This is a genomic window from Lelliottia nimipressuralis, assembly GCF_004115925.1.
Classification (GTDB): domain Bacteria; phylum Pseudomonadota; class Gammaproteobacteria; order Enterobacterales; family Enterobacteriaceae; genus Enterobacter; species Enterobacter nimipressuralis.
This window is the reverse complement of the sequence record NZ_SDDX01000028.1, coordinates 1-23,536: the sequence shown is the minus strand read 5'-3', so window position 1 is coordinate 23,536 and position 23,536 is coordinate 1. Positions and strand designations below refer to the sequence as shown.

Below are 23,536 nucleotides of genomic sequence, written 5' to 3'. Positions count from 1 at the left end.
ATGCCCCAAAAACTGCCCCTAAAACTGACCACTCACACGATGAACGGGTATCAAATTCAGAGGAAGAAATTCTTACTGAAGAAATTGATGATCTCGGTTTTGAACCCAGTGAATTTGGGCTGACACATCGACAGGCACTTTTTGTTTATGGATGTATAAAAACAAAAAGCCGGATTGGTGGATATCGCTTTGCAGGATATAGCGACAACAAAAAAACTGCATATGTTGAAGCTAGCCGTTTGTATAGAAAACCCAACATTGCGAAGGCCATAAAAACTCTGGAGAAGCGTTTCAGGAAGCGTTACACCGCTGACCTTGATGAAATAGTGGATCAGCTGGTGGCGATAACCCGCGCTGATCCGAACCTTCTTTCACAGTATCGTCGTGTTAACTGTCGCCATTGCTGGGGAGAGGAAAATAAATACCAGTGGCGTGACGATAACGAGTATGAAACCGCAGCGATAAAGGCAACCAACAATGGTAAACCACCTCCGGAAGATGGTGGGACGGGTTTTATTGATAATGCTGATCCTAATCCTGATTGTCCTCGATGCCAGGGTGAAGGAAAGGGCCAGATGATTATCAACGATACTCGCGACCTTGAAGGCGATGAGCTGACGTATTACCTCGGAGTGAAGCAGACTAAAAACGGTCTGGAGGTTCTAACCGAAAGTAAGCAAGCCGCTCGCGCTGCCCTGATTCGAATCCTTGAAATTAAGGAAGCGAACAAACCCGCCGTGCCGGTAGTTCCTGAAGAGGATTACCAGCTTCAACCGTTAAATACTGATGAGCCAACACCTGACAATCCAATCCTCTAGTCAGGCCGTCACACTTACACCAAAACAAGCAAATATCTTCGCCTGGGGCTGGCAACGTTCAGCGCGTTTTCGTGACGCTGTGTGTGGCCGTCGCTTCGGTAAAACGTTCCTGGGTAAAGCTGAGATGCGCAGGGCTGCAAGGCTCGCGATGAAGTGGAACGTCAGTATTGAGGATGAGATCTGGTACTGCGCACCCACGCAGAAACAGGCTAAGCGTGTTTTCTGGCGGCGACTGAAACAATCCATCCCACCGCACTGGAGGGCCAGTAAACCCAACGAGACGGAATTATCTATCACGCTGGTAAGTGGCCATGTCCTGCGTTGTGTGGGCCTCAATAACTATGATGACCTGCGCGGTTCTGGCTTGTTCTTCGTGCTGGTGGATGAGTGGGCTGATTGCCCCTATACAGCATGGGAAGAAGTTCTGCGTCCTATGCTCTCAACCTGTCGTTATACCATCAACGGCACCACCTTCATTGGTGGGCACGCGCTACGAATTGGCACGCCAAAAGGTTTCAACCACTGTTACGACTCATGGCTCGCAGGTCAGGGCAACCGGGAACCGGACCATAAAAGCTGGCTTTATACGTCAGTCGACGGGGGCAACGTACCGGAGGAAGAACTTGAAGCGGCCAGGCGCAAAATGGACCCGCGTACTTTCCGGCAGGAATATCTGGCCTCCTTTGAAAACTATCAGGGCGTTGTTTATTACTGCTTTGACCGCAGAGAGAACCACACTGACGATACTGTTCAGCGCGGTGACGAGCTTCATATTGGTATGGATTTCAACGTCAGCAAAATGGCGGCTGTCGTCTATGTTATTCGCGACGGTTTGCCCCGAGCTGTTGACGAATTCATGAATGTTTTCGACACCCCGGCGATGATTCGCGAAATCCAGAAAAAGTACGGGCAGGGCGGGCATGTAATAAAAATTTATCCCGATGCATCCGGCGCGGGGCGTAGTTCCAGCAACGCCAGCGAATCAGACATTACTCAGTTAAGTGATGCAGGGTTTGATGTGTGGGCGAACAAAAGCAACCCAGCAGTAAAAGACCGCATTAATGCGGTTAACTCCATGCTGTGCAACACCTACGGCGAGCGGCGGCTTTTGGTTAATACAAATACCTGCCCGATATTCACTCAGTGCCTTGAGCGTCAGGTTTATAACGATAAGGGAGAGCCGGATAAAAAAGCTGGATTTGACCACGCAAACGACGGGGGCGGTTATCCAATCGCATATCTGTTCCCAATTAAAGAAAAAGTTTTCGACATCGATCTGGATACCACATTCTGATGGCAAACAACGACATTACTTTTGTCAGGCCCGAGCAGAAAGCGGCCTGTACGCAATGGGCAAAAATTCGCGACGTCTGCAAAGGCGCTGACGCGATAAAAAGCAAAGGGGGGGAATATCTCCCCCTTCTTGATCCCGGCGATCGTTCCGCTAAAGCCAAACAGCGAAATCAGGATTACCGTGACAGGGCTGTTTTTTATCCTATTACCGGCAACACCAAAATCGGTCTGCTGGGCATGGCCTACCGCAAAGACCCGACAATGACCGCTCCGGAAAAGCTGGATTATCTGAAAACGAATGCTGACGGCGGCGGGATAAGCATTTACCAGCAGTCTCAGCAGGTGCTGGAAGATATTCTGGAAACTGCCCGCCACGGTCTGTATGTGGATTACGCCAAAGAAAGCGATCAGGCGATCATTCTGAGGTATGCACCTGAAAATATCATCAACTGGCGAACTGAGCGCATTAACGGGCGCAACCAGCTGGCGCTGGTGGTGCTACGGGAAGTTGTTGAAGAAAAGGATGGCTACGGTTTCAAAGAGCGCGTCCAGTATCGTGAGTTGGCGCTGGAAGACGGAAAATTTATTTGCCGCGTCTGGCGCTCAAAAACAGATAACGGCGGCGGGGTGCTGGCGGTTGATGCTGAATATAATCCTAAGCCCAAAGGGAAGGAGTACTGGGATGAAATTCCTTTCACGTTTGTCGGGGCGCAAAACAACGACGAAACCATAGATGATCCCCCACTCGCTACGCTGGTGGAAATCAACCTGGGCCACTACCGGAACAGCGCAGACTATGAGGACAGCGTCTGGTTCTGCGGTCAGGTTCAGCCTTATATGACGGGGCTTGATAAAGACTGGCGTGACCATCTGGAAAAGAAAGGCGTGAAAGTAGGTTCACGTAATCCTCTTTTGCTGCCTGAAGGGGGCACTTACGCTTACGCCCAGGCGCAGCCCAATATGCTGGCTAAAGAGGCGATGGACAGTAAGCGCGATTATATGGTTCAGCTCGGGGCCAGGCTCATTGAACAAAACGGCGCTACGAAGACAGCAACACAGGCCAGCGGCGAGCAGTCTGCCGCAACGTCAATCCTGAGTATTTGCGTATCAAACGTGTCTGAGGCCTTCAGTAAAGCGCTGACGTGGTGCGCGAAGTATCTCGGCGTGAAGGATGAAAAAGCGGATTTCAGTATTAACCAGGAGTTTATCGCGAAAGTTGCAGATTCCGGGATGGTGGCCGTTCTGGTCAGTGCCTGGCAGTCAGGGGCTATCCGTGACAGTGACCTGGTGCGAATGCTGCAAAAACTGGACATCATTGATCCGGCTGACAGCGTTGATGAGGTGATCGACGCGCTCCGTAACGCGAAGCCTACGCTGCTGGGTAGCTGATATGGCGACCGTTAACGAGCAGCTTCGTGATGAGGCCATTTCTCACGCTATCGGGATAAATCGCTTCGGCACCGGAATAGCAAACCGAATGCTGAAAATCCTCAACGCCAGTGACGCGGATATCAGCGCAAAACTGATTGTGGCGCTGGAAACCCTTTCCCCTGAAAGTTTCACCGTGAGGCGGCTTGAATCGCTTCTGGGGGATGTTCGTTCGCTCAACCGTCAGGCGGTTGACTCCATGTTTACTGCAATGTCTGGTGAGCTGCGTGCGCTGGCAGGGTATGAGGCGGGCTATCAAATCAGTCTGTTCGATTCACTCCTGCCGGATATCGTTCTGAATCGTTACCCGTTGCAGGGCATCACGGCGGATATGGTTTACGCCGCCACCATGTCGCAGCCATTTCAGGGGCGCTTATTGTCGGAATGGGCCGAGGGTCTGGAAACCGACAGGATGACCCGCATCGTTAATGCTGTCCGTCATGGCTATCTACAGGGGGAAACAACTGAGGCCATCGCCCGAAGGGTGAGAGGCCACGCTAACAAGGTTTATAAAGACGGTGCGCTGCAGATGAGCAGGGCAAACGCCACTAGCATCGTTAAATCAGCGGTCAATCATCTGGCAGCAACGGCGCGGCACAGCTTCGCAAAAGCGAACAGTGACATTATCGAGTGTAAGCAGTGGCTTTCAACGCTCGATAATAAAACGACACCACTTTGCATGATCCGCGACCGCAGAAAGTACACGCTGGAAAATAAACCCATAGGGCACAAGGTGCCTTATTTGCAGGGACCAGGCCGAATTCATTTTTGTTGCCGCTCAACTGAAACGCTGGTGGTGAAATCGTGGCGCCAGCTCGGAATTGATGCTGACGAAATGGACGCAGGAACCCGCGCCAGTATGGACGGACAAGTACCGGCTGGCATTACATATAACGACTGGTTACTGAGACAGCCATATTCCCGACAGGAAAAGGTGTTGGGTGTTACCCGCGCCAGGCTCATCCGTGACGGTGGTATGCGTCCCGATGAGTTCTACACCGACAAAGGGGAATGGCTCACGCTTGAACAGCTCCGCGAATACGACAGCAAGGCTTTCGAGGCCGCTGGGCTGTAAATCAACAGGTCGCTTATGCGGCCTTTTTTATTGGGCTATGCCCTGAATAATCCCGAGGGGAATTTATGTTAATCCGAAATATGCTTTTGAAATATTACGCTCCTGAGAATGGCGGTAGCGGCAATGGTGGCGGTGGTAACAACATCGAAATCACTCCCGAAATCCAGCAGATGATCGATGAACGTATCGCTCAGGAAACAGCAGGATTAAAAAACAAAAACCACGAGCTTCTCGGCACAATCCGGGAACAAAAAGATAACCTGGCCCGCTTTGACGGTATCGATCCTGATGCGGTGAAAACTATTCTCCAGCGTTTTTCAGACGACGAAGAAGCGAAGCTGATCGCCGAAGGGAAAATTGACCAGGTGCTGGAAAAGCGCACTGAGCGATTTCGTGCCGACAGTGACAAAAAAATTAATGAGGCGCTTGGGCGCGCGGAAAAGGCAGAGACGTTTGCCAATAAATTCCGTGACCGCGTTCTGGCTGATGCAATCCGCGAGGCGGGGCTGAAGGCCGGAGCGCTGCCTACCGCGTCAGATGACTTGATCCTCCGCGCCCGTGGCACGTTTAAGGTCAACGACGAAGGTGAAGCTGTTGCCATTGATTCCGATGGCAATGCCATTCTCGGCAAGGACGGTAAAACGCCACTAAGCCCGATTGAATGGGCTGAATCACTCAAAGATACCGCACCGCATCTCTTCCCGGCTGCTGAAGGTACAGGTGGCGGTGGACATAAACCAGGTGGAGGTGGTGGAAACCTGAAGCGCTCAGAAATGTCGTCTCAGGAAAAAACTGACTATATCCGCAAACATGGCCAGCAGGCTTTTCTCAAACTTCCGAAATAAAGGATTTTCTCAATGACCACAACTGTAAACTCTGACCTGATTATTTATAACGACCTGGCGCAGACCGCTTTCCTTGAGCGTCGCCAGGATAATTTGCGGGTTTTCAACGATGCCTCAAACGGTGCCATCGTTCTGGACAACGAACTGATCGAAGGTGACTTCCGTAAACGTGCGTTCTACAAAGTTGGTGGCAGCATCGAAACCCGAAACGTTAACTCAACGGAAACGGTAGAAGGTAAAAAGATCGGCGCGGGTGAAGCGGTGTCGGTAAAAGCGCCATGGAAATATGGCCCGTACCACACCACTGAAGAAGCGTTTAAACGCCGCGGTCGCAGCGTTGACGAGTTTTCTGAAGTGGTTGGCGTTGACGTGGCAGATGCTGCGCTTGAAGGCTACGTCAAATACGGCCTGAAGGCGCTGACGGCTGCTATTGGGTCGAATTCGGACATGGTGGTTACTGCCGATATTGAAACAGACGGCAAGAAGACCCTGACCCGGGGGCTGCGCAAGTACGGTGATAAGTTCAACCGCGTGGCACTGTTCGTCATGCACTCCGCCACCTATTTCGACATCGTGGATGAGGCTATCGCCAACAAAATCCACGAAGAAGCGGGTGTGGTCGTGTACGGTGGTCAGCCTGGCACGCTGGGCAAACCTGTTCTTGTCACTGACTCGATGGATGCTGATGCCATTCTAGGGCTGGTTCAGGGGGCGGTGTACGTCACCGAGTCTCAGGTTCCTGGCTTCCGCTCTTACGACATCAACGACCAGGAAAACCTGGCTGTCGGCTTCCGCGCAGAAGGGACCGTAAACGTTGAGCTGCTTGGCTACAGCTGGGATGAGTCGAAAGGCGATAAAAACCCAGATCTGGAAAAAATCGGCACCAAAGAGAACTGGAAAAAACACTTCACCTCCAACAAATCCACCGCAGGTGTGCTGATCAAACTCACCGGCACTGAAATCGTCGATAAACCCGTAAAGTAACCCTGTCAGCGGATAAAACCTCCGTCACCGCTGACGGTACTGATTCCGTAACCTTCTCCGTTAAAGTCACCAAAGATGATGCGCCTGTTTCAGGTGCGGATGTTTCGTGGGTGACAACTGGCGGTGAACTGAGTACGGATTCCACTTCGACGGGTTCGGCTGGTGGCTCAACGGTAAAACTGACCTCGGAAGAGGCTGGAGAATTTACCGTGACCGCCACCGTTGATGGCGTAAGTGAAACGTCAGAAAAAATCACCTTTGAAGAAGACGGTGAATAATCCACAGGGGGCTTAGCCCCCATCATTTTAGGTGAGACATGATAGATACCAATATCACCTCCCCGGATTTTAACAGCTACGCCAGCGAAGCCGATTTGCAGAAATATGCCACCGCGCGGGATCTGACGTTACCGGAAAACCTCCCACCGTTACTACTCAAGGCGATGGATTATCTCGAAGGTCTGAGCTGGTACGGCATCCGCGCCAGCCCGTCACAGCCGCTGTGCTGGCCCCGTCACGATATCGAGTTTGACGGGCATCCTTTCCCGTCAGATCAGATCCCTCGTCAGGTTATTACCGCTCAGTGCATGCTGGCGGTTGAAGCGGCTGACGGTGATTTACTCGGTTCTTCGCGTGAGGCTGCGGTGAAAACTGAGCGCGTGGAAGGGGCTGTGACGATGACTTACGCCGTTGCTGACGGTGAGGCCTTCATTCCGTCCTATCCAGCCGTTGACGCGCTTCTGGCTGCGTTTATGGGCGGTCGCGGGTTTGCCATTAATACTTTCTCGGAGCGTGCGTAATGGCAATCAACTATCAGCGAATGCAGCAACGCTCAGACACGCTGTTACGTCAGAACGGCGCTGAGTATCAGGTTACAAGGAAAGGCACTGTTTCAGTCATCGGAGGCGTTGAGCATCAGACCGATGACATGCGCTTTTCTGCATGGGGCGTTAAAACCGAGTACAACCCGGATGAAATTGACGGAACGGTTATTCAGCGGGGCGACGTAAAAATCGTTTTCACGTCAGAAAACGTTATTGAGGTTGGCGATCTGGTGACCGTGGACGACAAACAGCACCGTGTGATCAAACCAAATCCGGTTAAACCCGCCTCGCTGGTGATTTGCTATAAAGCGCAACTGAGGGCATAGCATGGCGGGAAATGACGACTTCATGGCATCCATTGACGCATTTGTGGCGAAAGCAAAGGCCAACCAGGAGAAGGTAATCAGGGCTGGCTGTATACGCATCCTTGCGCGTCTCGTCGAAATGTCTCCGGTTGGTAACCCTGAACTGTGGAAAAACAATAAAACGGCGGCGGAGTATAACAATGCTGTTGAGGAACATAACTCTCAGCTCCGCAATGACCCTGAAAATCTGACAAAGAATGGTCGCCTAAAACGCGGTCGTAAAGTGCATGACGGTATGTCGATAAAAGCGCCCCCTGGCTATACAGGTGGGCGCTTTCGCGGAAACTGGCAGGTATCTTTTGATGAACGGACGTCAGAAGAAACGGGCCGTATTGATAAAAGCGGCAGTGAAACGCTGCGTGCCGGAAATCTTGTTCTCTCACAGTTTCGCGTGGGCATGAAGGAGATCTTTTTTTGCAATAACGTACCGTACTCTTACGAACTTGAAATGGGGCATTCTTCACAGGCTCCGGGTGGGATGGTGCGTATCACTGCCGCAGAAGCGGCGCGATTCTTTGAGGAAGCGGCTAAGGAGGTCAGTTAATCATGCGTATCACTGTTCTGGATGACGATCCCGGTAAACGTATCAATCCTGGCGCAGAGCGCTACGAGGTCAGGCTCGATGGTGAAATCATCAAATATTGCCTGACGGCTGATGATGAAAAAGGTCTGGTGATTTGTGCCGTTGCTGATGGGCGGGGGCTGATGAAGGCGCTGAATGGCGAGGTGGAGAAAACCACGCTTTACGGCAGGGTGGAAATCAGGCGGTTATCGTGAGTATTCAGCCTGACATTGCTGCGTTGCTGGATAAGCATCTGGGAAAATGGGCTGATGAGCAGGGTATTCCCGTTTCCTGGGATAACGTGGAATTCACGCCGCCTGAAACGGGCGTTTATCTTCAGTCGCACGACCTGCCGGCAACACCCTACAGCATTGACCTTGCCGGAACGTGTCTGGTTTTTCCCGGTGTTTATCAAATCAATGTTATTGCCAAATCAGCAACGGGGCGGACACTTGCTGCGCAGACGGCAAAAAAAATCACCACACTTTTTTTTCAAAATCTCGAATTATCCGGGGAAGGCTTTTCCTGCTGGGTAATATCTTTCCCGGCTATCCATCCTGGCATCAACAACGGCGTGAACTGGACTGTTCCGGTCAGCCTGACCTACCGCGCAGAAACCATCCTCTGATCTCTGCCGCACATTTTTAATTTACTTCAATGGAGATATCTCTATGGGCTTTGCATTGCCTAACGGTTCGCACGTCTATCTGGCGTCGGGCTATGATCCTGCTGTGACGTTTACCGGCGCCACGAACGCCGAACATACCGTTGTCACCCTCGAAGGCGAAGGGGATTTTGCCCCTGGTGACGTAGTACACGTCAATTGCGACTGGACCGGAATTGATAACGTCGTGGCGCTGGTTGATGCCGTTGCCGGTTCTGCGGTTACCTTTCGCAATATCAACACCACGAACACCGGGAAATATCCTGCTGGCGGCGGTAGCGGCACGCTGCGCAAAGTCACCGAATGGACTGAAATCCCTCAGATCACCGAAGTCGCCAACGCGGGTGGCGAGCAGAACACCACACAGATCCAGTTTTTGTCAGATGACCGCCAGCGCAACCTGAACACGTACAAATCAGCCAGCTCGCAAACCTACACCATTGCGCATGATTCATCGCTTCCGGCTTACCCGCTGCTGCGCCAGCTCGATGAAGACGAAGAAACGGTGGCGGCGTACATGTACGTGCCTAAGGCGAAAGAAAACCGCTACTGGGCGGCGACAGCCTCTTTTAATGATATCCCGCAGACCGCCGTTAACTCAGTCGAAACCGTAAGCGCGGTTCTCAACCTTCAGTCTCCGGCTATGACGTTCTACAAAATCGCCAACGTCACCACGCCAGCGGTGCAGGTGACAGGCGTAACTCTGGACAAAACCACGTTAGATCTGGTTGTCGGTGATAAAGGCCAGCTTACGCCGACCGTTGCCCCGGCTGACGCCACCAATAAAGCGGTGACCTGGACAAGTTCAGATACTGAGGTGGCGACCGTAAGCGCCAGCGGTGAAGTGTCTGCGGTCGCTGAAGGGACCGCGACGATCACCTGCACCACCGTTGACGGCAAGAAAACCGCCACGGGTGAAGTCACCGTTACGGAAGAATAATCCGGTTTAAATAATCTTCGCCCCTTCGGGGGCTTTTTAGTTTCTGAGGAAGAAAAAACATGGCTACAAAATTTGAACTGCAACCGAAACCGACCTTTAAAGCGAACGTTGAGATCCCGCGTGCCGGGGAAGAGGCGGGCGTTCTGACGTTTACGTTCCGTCATAAATCTGCGGATCAGATTAAAGAGATGGAAAAGCGTGAAGGGGCAACAGCAGTTGATTTCCTGTCTGAAATTATTGAGGGCTGGGCGCTGCCTGAACCTTACACCCGCGAAAACCTGACGGTGTTGCTGGATAACTACCTGGGCGCGGCGGGAGCGATCACGGAAAAATATTACGCCGAACTGATGGGGCACCGGGAAAAAAACTGATAGCGGTTGCCTCTGCATTCTATACGCCTGAAGTGGCAGCGGAAGACATGGCCACCTTCGGGCTGACTGATGACGATTATGACGATGTGATCGTTCACGTTCTGCCTGATGTGTGGCCCACCTTTTGCCTGTTCCAGTCGCTGTCTACGCAATGGCGCACCGGCTTTGGGGGCGCGACAGGGCTTGATTACAACGTCCTGCCCTGGCTGATGCGCGTTCACGGCATCGAGGATGAGGCAACCGCACTAAATGACATCCGTATCATGGAGCGAACCGCTCTGAAAATCATGCATAAAAAAGAGGTGGCCTGATGAGTGATATCGCCACGATCTCACTGCGTGTGAATACCAGTAGCCTGGAAAAAGGCACGCAGGAGCTTGATAACTTTCGCAAAGCGGCGCAGGGAGGGGCTGGCTCCGCAGATGAACTGAGCCAGAGCGTTGATGAAACCCACCGCAGGGTAGATGAACTGCGTAAACGGCTGGCCGATTCTGAGTCAGCAACGAAAAAAAAATGCCAGCGCCCAGGATGAACTGGCGTCGGCATTTTATAAACAGATCGACAGCATCAAAAATGCGGCCAAAGAAACGGATAACATCGCGGTAATCCGTGCCCGCCTTCATGCGGCGCAAAAATCCGGGAATCTAATCCAGGAAGATTATCTGGCGTTGCTTTCAGCGATTACCGCCAAACAGATCGAAGGCCGACGCGCGGAAGAAAGTGCCGCGGCAGCGCGTGAAGTTTTTCTCAAAAAGCTGAAAGATCAGGTTGCCACCACGCGCCTGTCCCGTGAAGAGTTGCTGCGCTACAGGGCTGAACAGCTGGGGGCGGGTTCGGCGGCTGAGATTTATATCCAGAAGCTGAAAAAGGCCGAAGAAGGAACGGCCCGCTTCAATGTGAAGACGGCAGCAGCAGGTAAGAACCTGCGCACTCTGGCCGCTTCACTCGTCAGAAGCAACCTGGGCGGTGTAGCAGGTACAGGAACGTCATTTCTTGGCAATATCGGGGCGCTCACTCCAGCTGTGTCAGGGCTGACCGGGATGGTACTCGCTTTAAGCATTGCTTATTACAAAGGCGAGAAAGAAAGCAACGAGTTTAATAAGCAGCTCGCGCTGACCGGAAGTTATGCAGGGCGTACTACGTCACAACTTCACAATCTGGCGAAAGCTATCTCAGGCAACGGCATCACGCGTGGTGATGCAGCGGCAGCCCTGGCTAAAGTTGTCGGCACAGGAAGTTTTGGAAGCAACCAGCTTGAGATGATTACCCGTTCTGCGATCAAACTTGAACAGGTTACGGGCCAGTCAGTCGATGCGACGGTCGGGCATTTTGCGCGACTGCAAAAGGAGCCTCTCAGCGCGGCTAAGGAACTGGATGAGCAGCTTCACTTTCTGACCGCCAGCCAGCTTGAACAAATTAATTCTCTATCACAGGTTGGTGATACTACCGGCGCGGCAAAAATCGCGATGGATGCGTATGCCGACGCCATTCAAAACCGTACCACTGACATAACCAACAACCTGGGCTTTATGGAATGGGGCTGGCAGGCCATCAAGCAGAAAGCCGCTGAAGCCTGGGATGCGATGCTGGGGATCGGCCGTCCTGAAACCATCGAAGACCAGATAGAAAACCTTCAGAAACGCGCCAGCAGAAAAATACCCACCCCTTCGGGGATGAACAACTACGGGGCTGAAAAGTCACTGGACGTTTTACAGGAGGAAAAATTTCAGGCTGATATTGCTGCTGCGCGTGAAAAGGCCGAAAGAGATGAAGAAGAGCGCAGGAAGCGCAGTTTCAACGACGATCAGAAGTGGAAGTTACAATACGAAAATAAGGAAGAGCAGCATCAGAGACGCCTGGCTGAAATTCGCAATTCCTATGCTTCCCAGGCCTCAAAGGATGAAGCAATTCGTCGTGAGAATGAAAGTTACGCCAACAGCCAGCAAAAGGGGCAAAAGAAAGAAAAAGCCTACACCGATGATTCTGCTACAAGGATGCTTCAGGAGTCATCGAAACGCCTGGCTGTACTGAAAGAGCAGAATGAAACAACCAAAAACCTGACATCTGAAGAAAAGCGCCTTCTTGAGTTTAATCAGCAGATCGCTGACCTGAAGCAAAAGCGGATTTTAACATCTGACCAAAAAAGTCTGGTTGCCCGGAGCGCAGAGATCCGCGCTGCGCTTGAAGCTGAATCCGCAGAGGCTAAGCGGATAAAAGATATTCAGGAAATAGCAAAAGGCCATGAAACTTCGCTGAAATTTATCCAGCAGCAAAGCGCCCTCATTGCAGCAATGGATAGCACCGCTGGCATGAGTAACAGGCAGGCGCAGCGAGAGAGGGAACGTGAGCAGCTTAAGATGATGAAAGCCTCTGACACTGACAAATCAGAATCCCTCGACAAGCTGGAGGAACGATATGCCAAAGAGGATGCGCTTCGTGGTGACTGGCTTGCAGGTGCTAAAAAGGGTTGGGCAGAGTATGAGGATTCAGCCACCAATGTTTACGGCAATGTGGCGAGCGTCAGCCAGGGGGCTTTCAGTGCAATGTCCAGCAGCCTGGCGGATTTCTTCACAACGGGAAAAGCTAATTTTAAGGACTACCTGTCTACATTCCTAAAAGGAATGACTCAGATGTTGACCCAAATTTTTCTGATCAAAGCAGCTAAGGGTGCAGCTGGCCTAATGGGTTTTTCTGATGGTGGCTTGGTACCAGGTTTCGACAGTGGGGGATACACCGGTGCTGGTGGAAAGTTCGAACCTAAAGGCATTGTTCACGGTGGTGAGTTTGTCTTTACAAAAGAGGCTACTAGTGCAATCGGTGTAGAAAACCTCTACGCGATGATGCACAACGCTCAGGCTTACGCCGAAGGCGGGGTGGTAGGACGAGCCCCAATGTATGGTTTGTCTGGTGGTGGAGTGACAGTAAATGTTGAGGCACCAGTTTCTGTTATTCAAGAAAGTAGTGCTGTAGGCGATGGGGCAAATCGTAAAGGGGCTGAGAATATAGGTTGCCTTGTTAAATCGGTTGTTCAGCAAGAGATAGCAACGCGGTTGCGCAAGGAGTTGTCTGAAGGAGGAGTATTGTATAAGCGCAGTTGAGAGAACTTACTGGAACTATTAATTCTTTATAAAACATGTGTTTAACGGCGCTTCAATAGCCTTTCGTTTAGTGTGCGTTTAGCCTTTTTTCGTTATATATCCAATGCAATTTTGCGTAAATTTTAGAAAAAAGGAATTTGGTTTTGAAAATCAAAACTCTGGGTCTAGCCATTTTTGCTGCATCAGTAGTATCTACCTCGGCATATGCAGCAGGTGAAAACACAATCTCTCTCGGTTTCGCTCAAAGCCACGTGAAGATGGATGGTGATAACCTTAATGATAAGCCTCGTGGGATTAACGTTAAATTACGTAACGAAATCACTGATCAGTGGGGTGTAGTTGGCTCTGTAACTAGCACTCAGCGTAAATATGATCTCTACATGGGCGGTTCACGCGTTGCTGATGCTAAGCTGGAATACCTTTCTCTGATGGCTGGCCCGTCTTATCGTTTTAATGAATATCTATCTGCATACGGTTTGGCTGGTTATGCTCATGGCAAAGCTAAATTGAATGTTAGCAGCATTGACTATCAGTATAGCGAAAGTACAGGTGCATTCGTTGGCGCTTTGGGGGCACAGTTTAACGTAACACCTAATGTTGCAATTGACGCTTCCTGGGAATACTCAAAACTGGATGATTATAAAGTGAATACCTGGGTGGTTGGTGTAGGTTATCGCTTCTGATTAGTCAAAATATTGTTAAACCCGCTTCGGCGGGTTTTTTTATAGGTGAAATATGACAGATACATTCACATGGCCCACGCAGGTTTCACCAACCGCGACCGACACGATCAACCTCTACACCGCACAGTTCGGTGACGGTTACGAACAGGTGGCTGTTAACGGGATCAACAGCGTTAAGGAAGAGTGGGAGCTGACGTGGACAGGGAAGAAACAAGATGTGGCCAGCATCAGGAAGTTTCTTCATTCCCACGCCCATCAATCCTTCTGGTGGTCAAATCCGTGGGGTGAGAAAAAACTCTACCGGGTGAATCCTGACTCAATCAAACCGACTTTTGTATCCGGGAAAGTGGTCACTCTCGGCTTTTCCTTCAAACAGGCCTTTGCGCCGTAAAATCTGATTCATTCCACCAGCCGCGTATGCGGCTTTTTTTATGGGTAAAATTTATGGGACTAAATGCTGATTTCCAGTCGCTGGAGCCTGGCGAACTGATCCACTTAATCGAAGTGGACGGCACTGCGTTCGGTATGGAAAAGGTGCTGCGCTTCCATGCGTACAATATCAATACTGAGGGCTGGGCCTCCTTTGCAGCTGACAATCTGCCCTCCATCATCTGGCAGGGCAACGAATACGACCCGCATCCTTACGAGATCACGGGTATTGAGCTGTCTGGCTCAGGGCCGCAGCCTACGCCAACGCTATCTGTTGGCAATGTCTCTAACTATGTCACGGCGCTTTGCCTTCAGTACGACGACATGGTGAAGGCCAAGGTGCGCATTCGGACCACTCTTGCGAAATATCTCGACGCGGCAAACTGGATTGATGGCAATCCTGATGCCAGCCCGAACGAAGAGCGCGTTCAGCTTTTCTACATCAACGCCAAAACCTCCGAGTCACGCATTCAGATTGATTTCGAGCTGTGTTCACCTTTTGACATCCAGAACCTGCAACTGCCGGCCAGGCAAATCCTTCCCGTCTGTACCTGGTGCTTGCGGGGCTGGTATCGCACAGGTAATGGCTGCGACTACAACGGAACGAAGTATTTTCAGAAAGACGGTACGCCAACGGATAACCCGGGGCTGGATGTCTGCGGTGGGCGTATGCGCGACTGTCAGGATCGGTATGGTGATGATCAGCCGTTACCGTTTGGTGGCTTTCCTGCTGCAAATTTACAGGGGAAATAACATGCGTAAACGTCTGATGGACACCATCCGCAAACACGTAGCGGCTGAATACCCTAAAGAGGCCTGCGGGGTAATTGTGGAAGCGAGCACGGGGCAGAAATACATTCCATGCCGTAACGTAGCGAATGACCCGACCGAAACGTTCACCCTGTCACCGAATGACCGACGCGCTGCCGAAAAACAGGGTGAGATTATTATGGTTATTCACTCTCACCCTGATGTAACCCGCCTGGTGCCTTCTGAGTTTGACCGTATCCAGTGTGACTGGTCAGGTATTGAGTGGGGAATTATGTCCTGGCCTGACGGAGATTTTTGCACCATCTCACCGCGTGAAGATCGCGATTATGTCGGGCGCCAGTGGTTGCTGGGATACGCCGATTGCTGGTCACTGATTAGGGAATATTACCAGCGAGAACATGGCGTGGCTGTGGGTGATTATTCTGTCGATTACGAATGGTGGGTGGGCGGTAAGGAAAACCGTTATGACGTTAACTGGGAGCGTGAAGGATTTTATGAAGTACCCGTTAACCAGATGCAGCCTGGCGACATGATAATGATGCAGGTCAGCGCCCCAGTAACCAACCACGCCGCGATATATCTGGGTGATAATCAGATGCTGCATCACATGTTTGGACAGCTTTCAACGCGCGTGCCGTATGGCAAGTATTACCGTGACCGAACGGTCCGCGTGGTCAGACACAAAGGAGTAAACCTTGAAAAAAACGCTGATTCTTAAAGGCCGCATGGCGAAAAAATTCGGTAAAACTCACCAGTTTCATGTTGCAGACCTCCGCGAAATGCTCAGAGCGATGTGTTCACAAGTGCCTGGGTTTCGAAAATATATGTCCGAGGCTCATATAAACGGTATCCGCTTCGCCTTTTACAGCGGTCGCAACAATATCGGGATTGGTGAGTTTGATATGACGATGGGCGGGGATGTCTTTACCATTGAACCGGTGCTGGAAGGGGCGAAAAACGGCGGCATGCTGCAGATTGTCATCGGGGCGGTAGCCATTGCTGCGGCGTTCTTTACTGCTGGTGGTTCTCTGGCGCTGTATGGGGCCGCAATTGGTGCCACAACTGCGACAGGTGCAGCTGTTACGGCACTCACATCCATCGGTGTCAGTATGATGCTGGGCGGCGTGGTGCAGATGCTGACCCCGCAGCCCTCTTTTAACGTTGGCGCATCTTCAAGTACAGACAACAAGCCGAATTACGCTTTTGGTGCCCCGGTGAATACCGTCTCGATGGGGTATCCCGTTCCGGTGCTTTACGGCGCTCGCGAGGTCGGAGGGGCAATTATCAGCGCTGGCATGTTCTCAAGCGATCAGCAGTAATCTGAGTTTTCTTTCAGGCCACCTTCGGGTGGCCTTTTTAATGGGCGCAATATGAATTATTCATTTACTGAGAAACCTTTTGCAGGAAGGAAGGGCGGCGGGGGCAGTGCGCACACGCCTGTTGAACAGCCTGATGATTTACTTTCAGAAGCACGGCTGAAAATGCTCATTGCAATTTCTGAGGGTGAAATTCAGGGTGATCTCACCGCTCAGGAGATTTATCTCAACGATACGCCGCTTGCGAACGATGACGGCAGCTATAACTTTGAGGGGATTACCTGGGAGTTCCGAACCGGAACACAGGATCAGGAATACATTCCGGGGATGCCGGAAGTTGATAATGAAATGTCAGTGGGGGTGAAGGTCACCGAGTCTGTGCCGTGGACGCGTCAGTTTTCGAATCTCGTACTCGATGCCGTGAGAATTAAACTCAGCCTGCCTGCTCAATACCGTTATAAAGACAATGGCGACATGGTGGGCACGGTCACTGAATATGCCATTGACCTGTCAACCGATGGTGGCACATGGGAGGAAGTTGTCAGGGCTAAATTTGACGGGAAAACCACGTCAGAATACCAGCGCGATCACCGGATAAATTTTCCGGCATCCGTTACCGGCTGGTCGGTAAGAGTGCGACGCCTGACTCCTGACTCCACTGATTCGAAACTGGTTAACGCTTTCAGCGTGTCTTCTTTTGCGGAAGTGATCGACAGTAAACTTCGTTATCCGAACACGGCGCTGCTTTATATCGAAGTCAACGCCAGCCAGTTCAATGGTTCAGCGCCGAAAGTAACGTGCAAACCTAAAGGGAAAATTATTCGCGTGCCGGATAATTATGATCCGGTTTACCGCACATACTCGGGGAGCTGGTCGGGTGGTTTCAAGTGGGCATACAGTAACAACCCGGCGTGGATTTTCTATGACCTGATCCTTGATGAGATTTACGGTATGGGTTCACGCATAGATGCCAGCATGGTGGACAAGTGGGAGCTGTACGAGATATCGCGCTATTGCGATGAATCAGTTTCTGACGGCGCTGGGGGCACCGAACCCCGTTTCACCTGTGACGCATTCATCCAAAGCCAGCAGGACGCCTATACAGTGTTGAACGATCTGGCGGCGGTCTTTCGCGGCATCACGTTCTGGGGTAATGAGCAGCTTTTTGTCAAAGCAGACGTTCCACAGGATGACGTGGACTGGGTTTACACTGCATCAAACGTCATTAACGGTGACTTTACCTACGCAGGCGGCAGCTATAAAAACCGCTATTCCTCCTGTCTTGTGTCCTGGTCTGATCCCATCAACCATTACAGCGACACCGTGGAGGGCGTTTATGACTCTGAACTGGTTGAGCGTTATCAGATTAATCAACTCACTCTGACGGCAATAGGCTGTACTAAACAAAGTGAGGCGCATCGAAGGGGGCGGTGGGCGCTACTGTCGAGCGTCAAAGATGGTTCAGTAACCTTCGGCGTAGGGCTGGATGGTTATATCCCGCTGCCTTCGCAGGTTATCGGTATCGCTGACCCATTCCGTGCTGGTCTGCAGAATGGCGGCAGGATGAAGTCGATTAAAGGGCGGGAGATTACTCTCGATCGTGAAGTTGAGTATGCGGCCGGTGACCGTCTGGTCATGAATATGCCTGATGGTACCACGCAGTCTCGCACCATTGAGTCTTTAAGCGATGACAGACAAACGGTAACTATCACGACCGCTTTCAGTCAGACCCCCGTTTACGGAGCGGTCTGGGCCATCGACAGCGACAGGGTGGCAATCCAGTATTTTCGTGTCATGTCAGTTGCGGCAAATGACGATGAAACGGGCGGCTTTACCATTTCCGCTATTCAGCACGATCCGGAGAAATATCGCTACATCGATGATGGCGTGCGCATAGAAAGTCCGCCGATTACGGTCACGCCAGTTAACGTTCTCGACGCACCTGACAATATCGTGATCGAGGAAACGGATTACGTCGCACAGGGGCTGACCGTCGCGACTATGTATGTTTCATGGGCCAGGGTAGAGGGCGCAATCCGCTATGTTGCTCAGTGGCGTAAGGACAACGGCGACTGGATAAACGTGCCAGTATCAAGCGCTCAGGGGTTCACTGTCGAAGGGATTTATTCAGGCTCTTACGATGTGAGGGTGAGGGCGCTTAATGCTCAGGAAACATCCTCTCCTTGGGGATATGCCGATAATACATTTCTGTCAGGTAAGCAGGGTAAACCTGGTACGCCCATAAATTTTCGCGCCAGTGATAACGTGGTGTGGAATATTGATCTGGCCTGGGGCTTTCCTGACGGTTCAGGCGATACCGCTTATACGGAAATTGAGCGGGCCACTACGTCTGATTTTCAGAATCCGCAGCAACTAACCCTGCTGGCTTATCCCTCATCGACCTATCAGAATGGCCCAATGAAAGCCGGAGTCAGCCAGTGGTACCGTGTAAGGCTGGTTGACCGTATCGGCAACGTGGGCGACTGGACTGAATGGGTGAAAGGGGTAACTGATCAGGATGCATCAGATTTGATTGGTGACCTCGACGAGGAAATCCAGAATTCCGGAGTATGGGATCACTTTAATCAGGGGATCAACACCAACCTGGAAGCCAATCTGAATAACTCACTGGCCATTGGTAAGGTGTCGTTCCGTCAGTGGGAGCAGTATGGTGAGGTGAAAGCCGAAATTCTTGTGGTCACCACCACCATCGCCGAAGTTGACAGAGCTATGGCAGAACTGACAACCAGTGTGCGCGCGCAGTTCGAAGAGGCTGATGCGCATATTCTGGAGGTTCGTCAGGCCGCAGCTGATGCACAGAGTGCTGTTTCGAAGCTTGAAACCTCCGTGAATGCCCAGCTTGGGGACATTACTGCAGGTGTGGACCAGAAGTTCGATTCCTACGTGAAGTCAGATGGAACAGCCGCTGCATACTACGCACTGAACCTGGGTGTTGATAAAAACGGTGTGAAGTACAACTGCGGCATGGCGTTTGGTATCGAGCCACAATCCGGAGGTGGGTACAAATCAACTGTAATTTTTGCTGCTGATACCTTTGGCATTTATACAGGGAGCACGCCAGGTAATTATGAGCTGGTGTTTGCCGTTGTGAATGGTCAGGCTGTACTGAAAGAAGCCTTTATCGGTAACGGTACAATCACGAATGCCAAAATCGGTAATGAAATTTACTCCCTGAACTATGTTAAAGGGATCAGCGGTTGGTATATCGGAAAAAATGGTGATTGTGAATTTAATAACGCTATATTCCGAGGCGCAATATATGCAACTAGCGGAACATTTAGCGGAACCGTAGAGGCGAAGTCATTTATAGGTGATGTTGTAAATGCCGCGCTAGGTGTCGATAAAGAGAAACAGGGGGCGGGTTCCGTTACAACTTCGATGGTATATACAGACACCGCCGCAACAGCATTGAACAAAACCGTCATTTTTCAAGCCGTAGTGTTTCTTTATGGGGTTAGCGGATCTAATGTTCCCGCCGCAAGCATATCTGTAACAATCGACGGGACGACTAAAAACTTTCCTAATGTTAGCGTTCCTGGCGCTGGGACATCTTTTGCACTTGCAGTCCCGGTTTCATTCGCTAAATCCGGGGTAACAAGTCGAACCGTAACGGCGAGCATTACCGTTAAGGATGCTTCTGGACTAACAAATGCCTCTAGAAAGCAGATAGTCGCGCCAATTATGAGTATTGCTCGCGGTTCCGGTTCATTCACATCTAGTTAATTTGAAATCAAGCTCGCCATCGTGCGGGTTTTTCATGAGGTTAAGTAAATGGCAGAAGGTACTATTGATTTAGTCAATAACTCCACGGCATTAACTGGTGTTGGGACTGATTTTGCATCTAAAGTTACCCCAGGTGATTTTATTTATGTTGAAATCGCCTCCGTTCCTTACACGCTTCCTGTAGACACTGTTAATAGTGATTCAAGCATTACGCTATTACGTAAGTTTATTGGTCCAACAATATCCGGTTTGGTTTGGGTGCATATTCCACGACGCGCGCAAAATGCGGTTTACTCTGCGCTGGTGGACCAGGTATCACAAGCATTATTACAGGCGTTAACGAATGAAGATAACTGGCAGAAGCTATTAACAGAAGATGGCGAAGTAACAATAATACGGCCTGATGGATCTACATTTAGAGGACCTTCATGGGTTAAAATAGCGAAATTATCCGTTGTTGCGGATTTAGAGCAACTTAAACCATTTGCAGATCAGATTCATGCAGATGCAATGCAGGTTGCATCTGACAAGAGTAATGCTTCTGAAAGTGCACTTTTGGCACAAAAACATGAAATATCAGCATCTGAATTTGCAGAGCAAACAAAAAAATATGCTGAAGATACTTTTATAATGGCAGGTAATGTTGATAACAGTGTCAAGGAAGCTGCCGCTTATGCAAAAAGTGCTGCTGAAAGCGTAGCTTTTATAGATGATTCTGTAGAATTAATTATAGAAGCTCAGGCGAATATTTCTCAATCAACTAATGAAATTAACTCAACAAAAATTGAAGTAGAAGCTCTAGCTAAAGATACTAAGGATGCGCGTGATCAGGTTGTAATTCTTTCTCAGGAGGTGTATGAAAATCTTAATGCAACTATAGAGTCATCAGAAAATGCTAGTAAATCTGAGAAAAATGCGCTGACTTCGGAAAATAATTCCAAGCAAAGCGAGATTAATACAGTGGCGTTAGAGGAGGAAGTAAAAAGATATGCTTCATCTGCCTCAATGGATGCAGACAGGGCAGAGGAAGCGGCAAGACGAGCAGAGGCGGCTGAAAAAGATCCAATAATATTCAGCTTGGGTAGTGTAGGGTCTTTTGCGTTCTGCGTAATTTATGATACTTCTGTGCAAGCAGCTGCGCAGCCGGGAATGACTGTTAGCGGATCTTCGTTAAGGTACGCTGGAACTGTAGGCTCTTTTCTTAACCCAATTCCTGCTGGAACATGGAGATGTTTTGGCTCATCTTCAAATACTAATGAAAAAACACTTTATCAACGAATTGCTTGAGGTTAAATATGGAGTATTCAAAAGTAACAGATCTTGCATTTGCCTCGGCGGATAGAACAGCTATAAATTGCAATGTGGCTTTTGTAGGAATGGAAAAAACTATTCCTTTTACTGCTTCAATCGATGATTCTACAAGTTACGGTGTGAAAATTTATGAGGAAGCTTTAGCTGGTGTGTGGGGGAGCATTCAACCATTTGTTGATGCAAGCATGAGTCAAGAAAATATGCTAATAAAAAATAATGAATTAAAGTCACAATTAATGGAGGAGGCTGAAATAGTCATAACGCCGCTTTCACGAGCGGCTAAGTATGGAATAGCAACAGATAAGGAGCTTTCAGCACTTGAGCAATGGGAGTTATATACTGTGGAATTAAACCGTGTGAATCCTTCATGCCCAGACTGGCCTGATATACCGGATAAAAAATATTGTTAAGATTTTTTTAATAATCTCCCTTGCCCAGAGAGTTATCCAGGCTGGGATAATATAATGAACATGGTGGCTATTTTTAATACTATTGTCGACGTATTGGCGAAATATTAGAGACAAGCACATGCTCGGCAGTCGAGGCTTTGATAAGTCTTAATGTGCCATAGTGAAGGATAGGGTATAGCGTCTGCTGGCCTGAAACTGCATTAGGTACATGAACAACGTCCAGAAGCCCCTTGGATGCTAGTTTTTCGATAACTTGATTGTATTTTACCTCTGTTTCGCATAACCGCAAACATGCGGCTCGTCTGGAGACAGGGTTATCCTCGCCAAACCCTTCACATAATGTTTTAAGCACTGCAGCACATAACGCTAGTCCCGCTTCCATGTTTTCCTCTATGAGCTAATTGATCATTAAGATTAATTGCATGGCAACATAACTATTCTAAATAAAGGGATAACAAATTTACCAGTTAAGAATAATCACAATTTTTTGTTATCGAAAATAGGAGGTTAAAGTTTTTCTGAACACACATTCCTCTAAAAATATGTGTAGTCAATCACAAAACATTTTCATAAAAGCAGGTCTTTCTGTGAATTAACTATCCATCGCAGGAACTGTGTGTTTTCTAAGATTTTCCTCAGTTATTACTGGGCCTGCTGATGTCGGCAGGCTCCCGTATTTTCTCTTTAGCCCTTCGTAAAAGATCCCTTCGATTTTCATCCAGATAACTCAATCGACAAAAATCTCTCTTGATCTGCCCTTACGGTAAAATATACTGTATGCATAAACAGTGTTTCGAGAGGGCAGATTATGCCGAGGCAATACGAGATAGAAGGCGCTTTCCGCGCCGCTGTAAAGATTGAGCAATCTGGACGGCGAACCGTCACCACGGAAGATTTTGTTAAACAGCTTGAGGTCGTCAACTGGAACTGGTCGCTTAAGCAAGCTAACAACTGGATAGAGTGCTACGTGACGACCTTCAAGGATATCTCTTCCGAAGAAGGGGAAGCGCGTACCTTTATGCTGTTCAATCCGAACGGGGGGCTTTGAAATGGGTTTTCCTTCACCAGCTACAGACTACATCGAAGATCGCTTATCGCTGGATAAGCTGTTTATTGCACACCCAAGCGCAACGTACTTCATGCGGGCCGCGAACACTTACTGGAGAGCTGGGATAACTCAGGGGGCGTTACTCATTGTTGATTGCTCGGCAACGCCTTGTGACGGCTCTGTAGTCGTTTGCAGGCTGGCGGGGGAGTTCCATATCAGGCGGTTCAGGACTCAACCCCACAATCATTTGGAAAGCCTGGGCGGTGACGGACGAAAGGAACGGATAAACACAGAAGATGATGACGGGATTTTCGGCGTGATAATGCATGCGGTAAACGACATGCGAACAATGGAATTTGATGAAAATCCGGGGATGTGAAGTGGCCTTGAATCAGATCGAATTGGAAAAATGTTTCTCCAAAACTATGCGTTAACTATATGAAAATGAGCGTATTTACAAATCAGAAAATGCAGATTGAAAATGGTCTGATAATGTATCTATCTGCATGATTTAAAGCAATAAATTCTACTTTTAATCCGCCTTTGAACTCAGAAGGA

General features: G+C 49.8%; 27 protein-coding genes. All 27 read left to right on the top strand.

The annotated features are described in order from the left end of the window. Positions 1–68 precede the first annotated feature (68 nt). The 27 genes from ETG88_RS19910 to ETG88_RS19785 all read left to right on the top strand — a co-directional run bounded on the left by ETG88_RS19910 (position 69) and on the right by ETG88_RS19785 (position 23,357). Entirely contained in the window at positions 69–818 is a 750-nt protein-coding gene (locus tag ETG88_RS19910; protein WP_129036228.1) for a terminase small subunit, read from the top strand. Further along, positions 787–2,112: a phage terminase large subunit family protein gene (locus ETG88_RS19905; RefSeq protein ID WP_129036227.1), complete on the top strand. Its 1,326-nt coding sequence runs from the start codon at positions 787–789 to the stop codon at positions 2,110–2,112. Before ETG88_RS19910 ends, ETG88_RS19905 begins: the two co-directional genes overlap by 32 nt. After that, entirely contained in the window at positions 2,112–3,500 is a 1,389-nt protein-coding gene (locus ETG88_RS19900; protein WP_129036226.1) for a DUF4055 domain-containing protein, read from the top strand. The genes ETG88_RS19905 and ETG88_RS19900 overlap by 1 nt, the downstream gene beginning before the upstream one ends. 1 nt (position 3,501) lies before the next feature. After that, positions 3,502–4,614 carry a structural protein gene (locus ETG88_RS19895; RefSeq protein ID WP_129036225.1) on the top strand — a complete coding sequence of 371 codons (1,113 nt, stop codon included), beginning with the start codon at positions 3,502–3,504 and terminating at the stop codon, positions 4,612–4,614. Between the two features lie 65 nt (positions 4,615–4,679). Then, the gene (locus tag ETG88_RS19890; RefSeq protein WP_129036224.1) at positions 4,680–5,459 is read left to right on the top strand and encodes a hypothetical protein; all 780 of its coding nucleotides are present in this window, start codon (positions 4,680–4,682) and stop codon (positions 5,457–5,459) included. 12 nt (positions 5,460–5,471) lie between these two features. Beyond that, positions 5,472–6,443: a major capsid protein gene (locus ETG88_RS19885; protein WP_129036223.1), complete on the top strand. Its 972-nt coding sequence runs from the start codon at positions 5,472–5,474 to the stop codon at positions 6,441–6,443. A gap of 2 nt (positions 6,444–6,445) precedes the next feature. Then, on the top strand, positions 6,446–6,721 hold the full coding sequence (locus ETG88_RS19880) for an Ig-like domain-containing protein (protein WP_129036222.1): 276 nt from the start codon (positions 6,446–6,448) through the stop codon (positions 6,719–6,721). 38 nt (positions 6,722–6,759) lie between these two features. Continuing rightward, the gene (locus ETG88_RS19875; RefSeq protein ID WP_129036221.1) at positions 6,760–7,242 is read left to right on the top strand and encodes a DnaT-like ssDNA-binding protein; all 483 of its coding nucleotides are present in this window, start codon (positions 6,760–6,762) and stop codon (positions 7,240–7,242) included. Next, positions 7,242–7,592: a hypothetical protein gene (locus tag ETG88_RS19870; protein ID WP_129036220.1), complete on the top strand. Its 351-nt coding sequence runs from the start codon at positions 7,242–7,244 to the stop codon at positions 7,590–7,592. Before ETG88_RS19875 ends, ETG88_RS19870 begins: the two co-directional genes overlap by 1 nt. 1 nt (position 7,593) lies before the next feature. Further along, positions 7,594–8,175: a hypothetical protein gene (locus ETG88_RS19865; protein ID WP_129036219.1), complete on the top strand. Its 582-nt coding sequence runs from the start codon at positions 7,594–7,596 to the stop codon at positions 8,173–8,175. A gap of 2 nt (positions 8,176–8,177) precedes the next feature. Beyond that, the gene (locus ETG88_RS19860; protein ID WP_129036218.1) at positions 8,178–8,408 is read left to right on the top strand and encodes a hypothetical protein; all 231 of its coding nucleotides are present in this window, start codon (positions 8,178–8,180) and stop codon (positions 8,406–8,408) included. Beyond that, a complete protein-coding gene (locus ETG88_RS19855) occupies positions 8,405–8,821 on the top strand; it encodes a phage tail terminator-like protein (protein ID WP_233446094.1) in 417 nt (138 codons plus the stop codon). Before ETG88_RS19860 ends, ETG88_RS19855 begins: the two co-directional genes overlap by 4 nt. Before the next feature lie 43 nt (positions 8,822–8,864). Continuing rightward, positions 8,865–9,797 carry a phage tail tube protein gene (locus ETG88_RS19850; RefSeq protein ID WP_129036217.1) on the top strand — a complete coding sequence of 311 codons (933 nt, stop codon included), beginning with the start codon at positions 8,865–8,867 and terminating at the stop codon, positions 9,795–9,797. Between the two features lie 59 nt (positions 9,798–9,856). After that, positions 9,857–10,168, top strand: a complete 312-nt coding sequence (locus tag ETG88_RS19845) for a phage tail assembly chaperone (RefSeq protein WP_129036216.1) — start codon at positions 9,857–9,859, stop codon at positions 10,166–10,168. A 47-nt stretch (positions 10,169–10,215) separates the two neighbouring features. Continuing rightward, on the top strand, positions 10,216–10,479 hold the full coding sequence (locus ETG88_RS19840) for a DUF1799 domain-containing protein (RefSeq protein ID WP_129036215.1): 264 nt from the start codon (positions 10,216–10,218) through the stop codon (positions 10,477–10,479). Beyond that, positions 10,479–10,700: a hypothetical protein gene (locus tag ETG88_RS22325; protein ID WP_164971830.1), complete on the top strand. Its 222-nt coding sequence runs from the start codon at positions 10,479–10,481 to the stop codon at positions 10,698–10,700. The genes ETG88_RS19840 and ETG88_RS22325 overlap by 1 nt, the downstream gene beginning before the upstream one ends. After that, on the top strand, positions 10,633–13,266 hold the full coding sequence (locus tag ETG88_RS19835; RefSeq protein ID WP_129036214.1) for a phage tail tape measure protein: 2,634 nt from the start codon (positions 10,633–10,635) through the stop codon (positions 13,264–13,266). The genes ETG88_RS22325 and ETG88_RS19835 overlap by 68 nt, the downstream gene beginning before the upstream one ends. Before the next feature lie 149 nt (positions 13,267–13,415). After that, positions 13,416–13,949 carry an Ail/Lom family outer membrane beta-barrel protein gene (locus tag ETG88_RS19830; protein ID WP_129036266.1) on the top strand — a complete coding sequence of 178 codons (534 nt, stop codon included), beginning with the start codon at positions 13,416–13,418 and terminating at the stop codon, positions 13,947–13,949. 52 nt (positions 13,950–14,001) lie between these two features. Then, a complete protein-coding gene (locus ETG88_RS19825; protein WP_129036213.1) occupies positions 14,002–14,340 on the top strand; it encodes a phage tail protein in 339 nt (112 codons plus the stop codon). A 53-nt stretch (positions 14,341–14,393) separates the two neighbouring features. Beyond that, positions 14,394–15,131 carry a phage minor tail protein L gene (locus ETG88_RS19820; RefSeq protein ID WP_129036212.1) on the top strand — a complete coding sequence of 246 codons (738 nt, stop codon included), beginning with the start codon at positions 14,394–14,396 and terminating at the stop codon, positions 15,129–15,131. Between the two features lies 1 nt (position 15,132). After that, complete coding sequence (locus ETG88_RS19815; protein ID WP_129036211.1) at positions 15,133–15,867, top strand: C40 family peptidase; 735 nt, start codon at positions 15,133–15,135, stop codon at positions 15,865–15,867. Then, on the top strand, positions 15,845–16,468 hold the full coding sequence (locus ETG88_RS19810; protein WP_129036210.1) for a tail assembly protein: 624 nt from the start codon (positions 15,845–15,847) through the stop codon (positions 16,466–16,468). Before ETG88_RS19815 ends, ETG88_RS19810 begins: the two co-directional genes overlap by 23 nt. A gap of 51 nt (positions 16,469–16,519) precedes the next feature. Beyond that, a complete protein-coding gene (locus ETG88_RS19805; protein ID WP_129036209.1) occupies positions 16,520–20,209 on the top strand; it encodes a TipJ family phage tail tip protein in 3,690 nt (1,229 codons plus the stop codon). Between the two features lie 48 nt (positions 20,210–20,257). After that, complete coding sequence (locus ETG88_RS19800; protein ID WP_129036208.1) at positions 20,258–21,496, top strand: hypothetical protein; 1,239 nt, start codon at positions 20,258–20,260, stop codon at positions 21,494–21,496. An 8-nt stretch (positions 21,497–21,504) separates the two neighbouring features. Beyond that, on the top strand, positions 21,505–21,930 hold the full coding sequence (locus ETG88_RS19795; RefSeq protein ID WP_233446095.1) for a tail fiber assembly protein: 426 nt from the start codon (positions 21,505–21,507) through the stop codon (positions 21,928–21,930). Between the two features lie 808 nt (positions 21,931–22,738). After that, a complete protein-coding gene (locus tag ETG88_RS19790; protein ID WP_129036207.1) occupies positions 22,739–22,978 on the top strand; it encodes a DNA polymerase V in 240 nt (79 codons plus the stop codon). Between the two features lies 1 nt (position 22,979). Continuing rightward, complete coding sequence (locus tag ETG88_RS19785) at positions 22,980–23,357, top strand: HumD family translesion DNA polymerase (protein ID WP_129036206.1); 378 nt, start codon at positions 22,980–22,982, stop codon at positions 23,355–23,357. The last annotated feature ends 179 nt before the right edge of the window (positions 23,358–23,536 follow it).

Bases quoted from the DNA above. Each gene is read 5' to 3' on its own strand.
- ETG88_RS19805 (WP_129036209.1), top strand. From the start codon at position 16,520: ATGAATTATTCATTTACTGAGAAACCTTTTGCAGGAAGGAAGGGCGGC.
- ETG88_RS19840 (WP_129036215.1), top strand. From the start codon at position 10,216: ATGGCCACCTTCGGGCTGACTGATGACGATTATGACGATGTGATCGTT.
- ETG88_RS19890 (WP_129036224.1), top strand. From the start codon at position 4,680: ATGTTAATCCGAAATATGCTTTTGAAATATTACGCTCCTGAGAATGGC.
- ETG88_RS19850 (WP_129036217.1), top strand. From the start codon at position 8,865: ATGGGCTTTGCATTGCCTAACGGTTCGCACGTCTATCTGGCGTCGGGC.
- ETG88_RS19790 (WP_129036207.1), top strand. From the start codon at position 22,739: ATGCCGAGGCAATACGAGATAGAAGGCGCTTTCCGCGCCGCTGTAAAG.
- ETG88_RS19825 (WP_129036213.1), top strand. From the start codon at position 14,002: ATGACAGATACATTCACATGGCCCACGCAGGTTTCACCAACCGCGACC.
- ETG88_RS19845 (WP_129036216.1), top strand. From the start codon at position 9,857: ATGGCTACAAAATTTGAACTGCAACCGAAACCGACCTTTAAAGCGAAC.
- ETG88_RS19820 (WP_129036212.1), top strand. From the start codon at position 14,394: ATGGGACTAAATGCTGATTTCCAGTCGCTGGAGCCTGGCGAACTGATC.
- ETG88_RS19835 (WP_129036214.1), top strand. From the start codon at position 10,633: ATGAACTGCGTAAACGGCTGGCCGATTCTGAGTCAGCAACGAAAAAAA.
- ETG88_RS19785 (WP_129036206.1), top strand. From the start codon at position 22,980: ATGGGTTTTCCTTCACCAGCTACAGACTACATCGAAGATCGCTTATCG.
- ETG88_RS19905 (WP_129036227.1), top strand. From the start codon at position 787: ATGAGCCAACACCTGACAATCCAATCCTCTAGTCAGGCCGTCACACTT.
- ETG88_RS19860 (WP_129036218.1), top strand. From the start codon at position 8,178: ATGCGTATCACTGTTCTGGATGACGATCCCGGTAAACGTATCAATCCT.
- ETG88_RS19885 (WP_129036223.1), top strand. From the start codon at position 5,472: ATGACCACAACTGTAAACTCTGACCTGATTATTTATAACGACCTGGCG.
- ETG88_RS19900 (WP_129036226.1), top strand. From the start codon at position 2,112: ATGGCAAACAACGACATTACTTTTGTCAGGCCCGAGCAGAAAGCGGCC.
- ETG88_RS19870 (WP_129036220.1), top strand. From the start codon at position 7,242: ATGGCAATCAACTATCAGCGAATGCAGCAACGCTCAGACACGCTGTTA.
- ETG88_RS19865 (WP_129036219.1), top strand. From the start codon at position 7,594: ATGGCGGGAAATGACGACTTCATGGCATCCATTGACGCATTTGTGGCG.
- ETG88_RS19815 (WP_129036211.1), top strand. From the start codon at position 15,133: ATGCGTAAACGTCTGATGGACACCATCCGCAAACACGTAGCGGCTGAA.
- ETG88_RS22325 (WP_164971830.1), top strand. From the start codon at position 10,479: ATGAGTGATATCGCCACGATCTCACTGCGTGTGAATACCAGTAGCCTG.
- ETG88_RS19795 (WP_233446095.1), top strand. From the start codon at position 21,505: ATGGAGTATTCAAAAGTAACAGATCTTGCATTTGCCTCGGCGGATAGA.
- ETG88_RS19895 (WP_129036225.1), top strand. From the start codon at position 3,502: ATGGCGACCGTTAACGAGCAGCTTCGTGATGAGGCCATTTCTCACGCT.
- ETG88_RS19875 (WP_129036221.1), top strand. From the start codon at position 6,760: ATGATAGATACCAATATCACCTCCCCGGATTTTAACAGCTACGCCAGC.
- ETG88_RS19800 (WP_129036208.1), top strand. From the start codon at position 20,258: ATGGCAGAAGGTACTATTGATTTAGTCAATAACTCCACGGCATTAACT.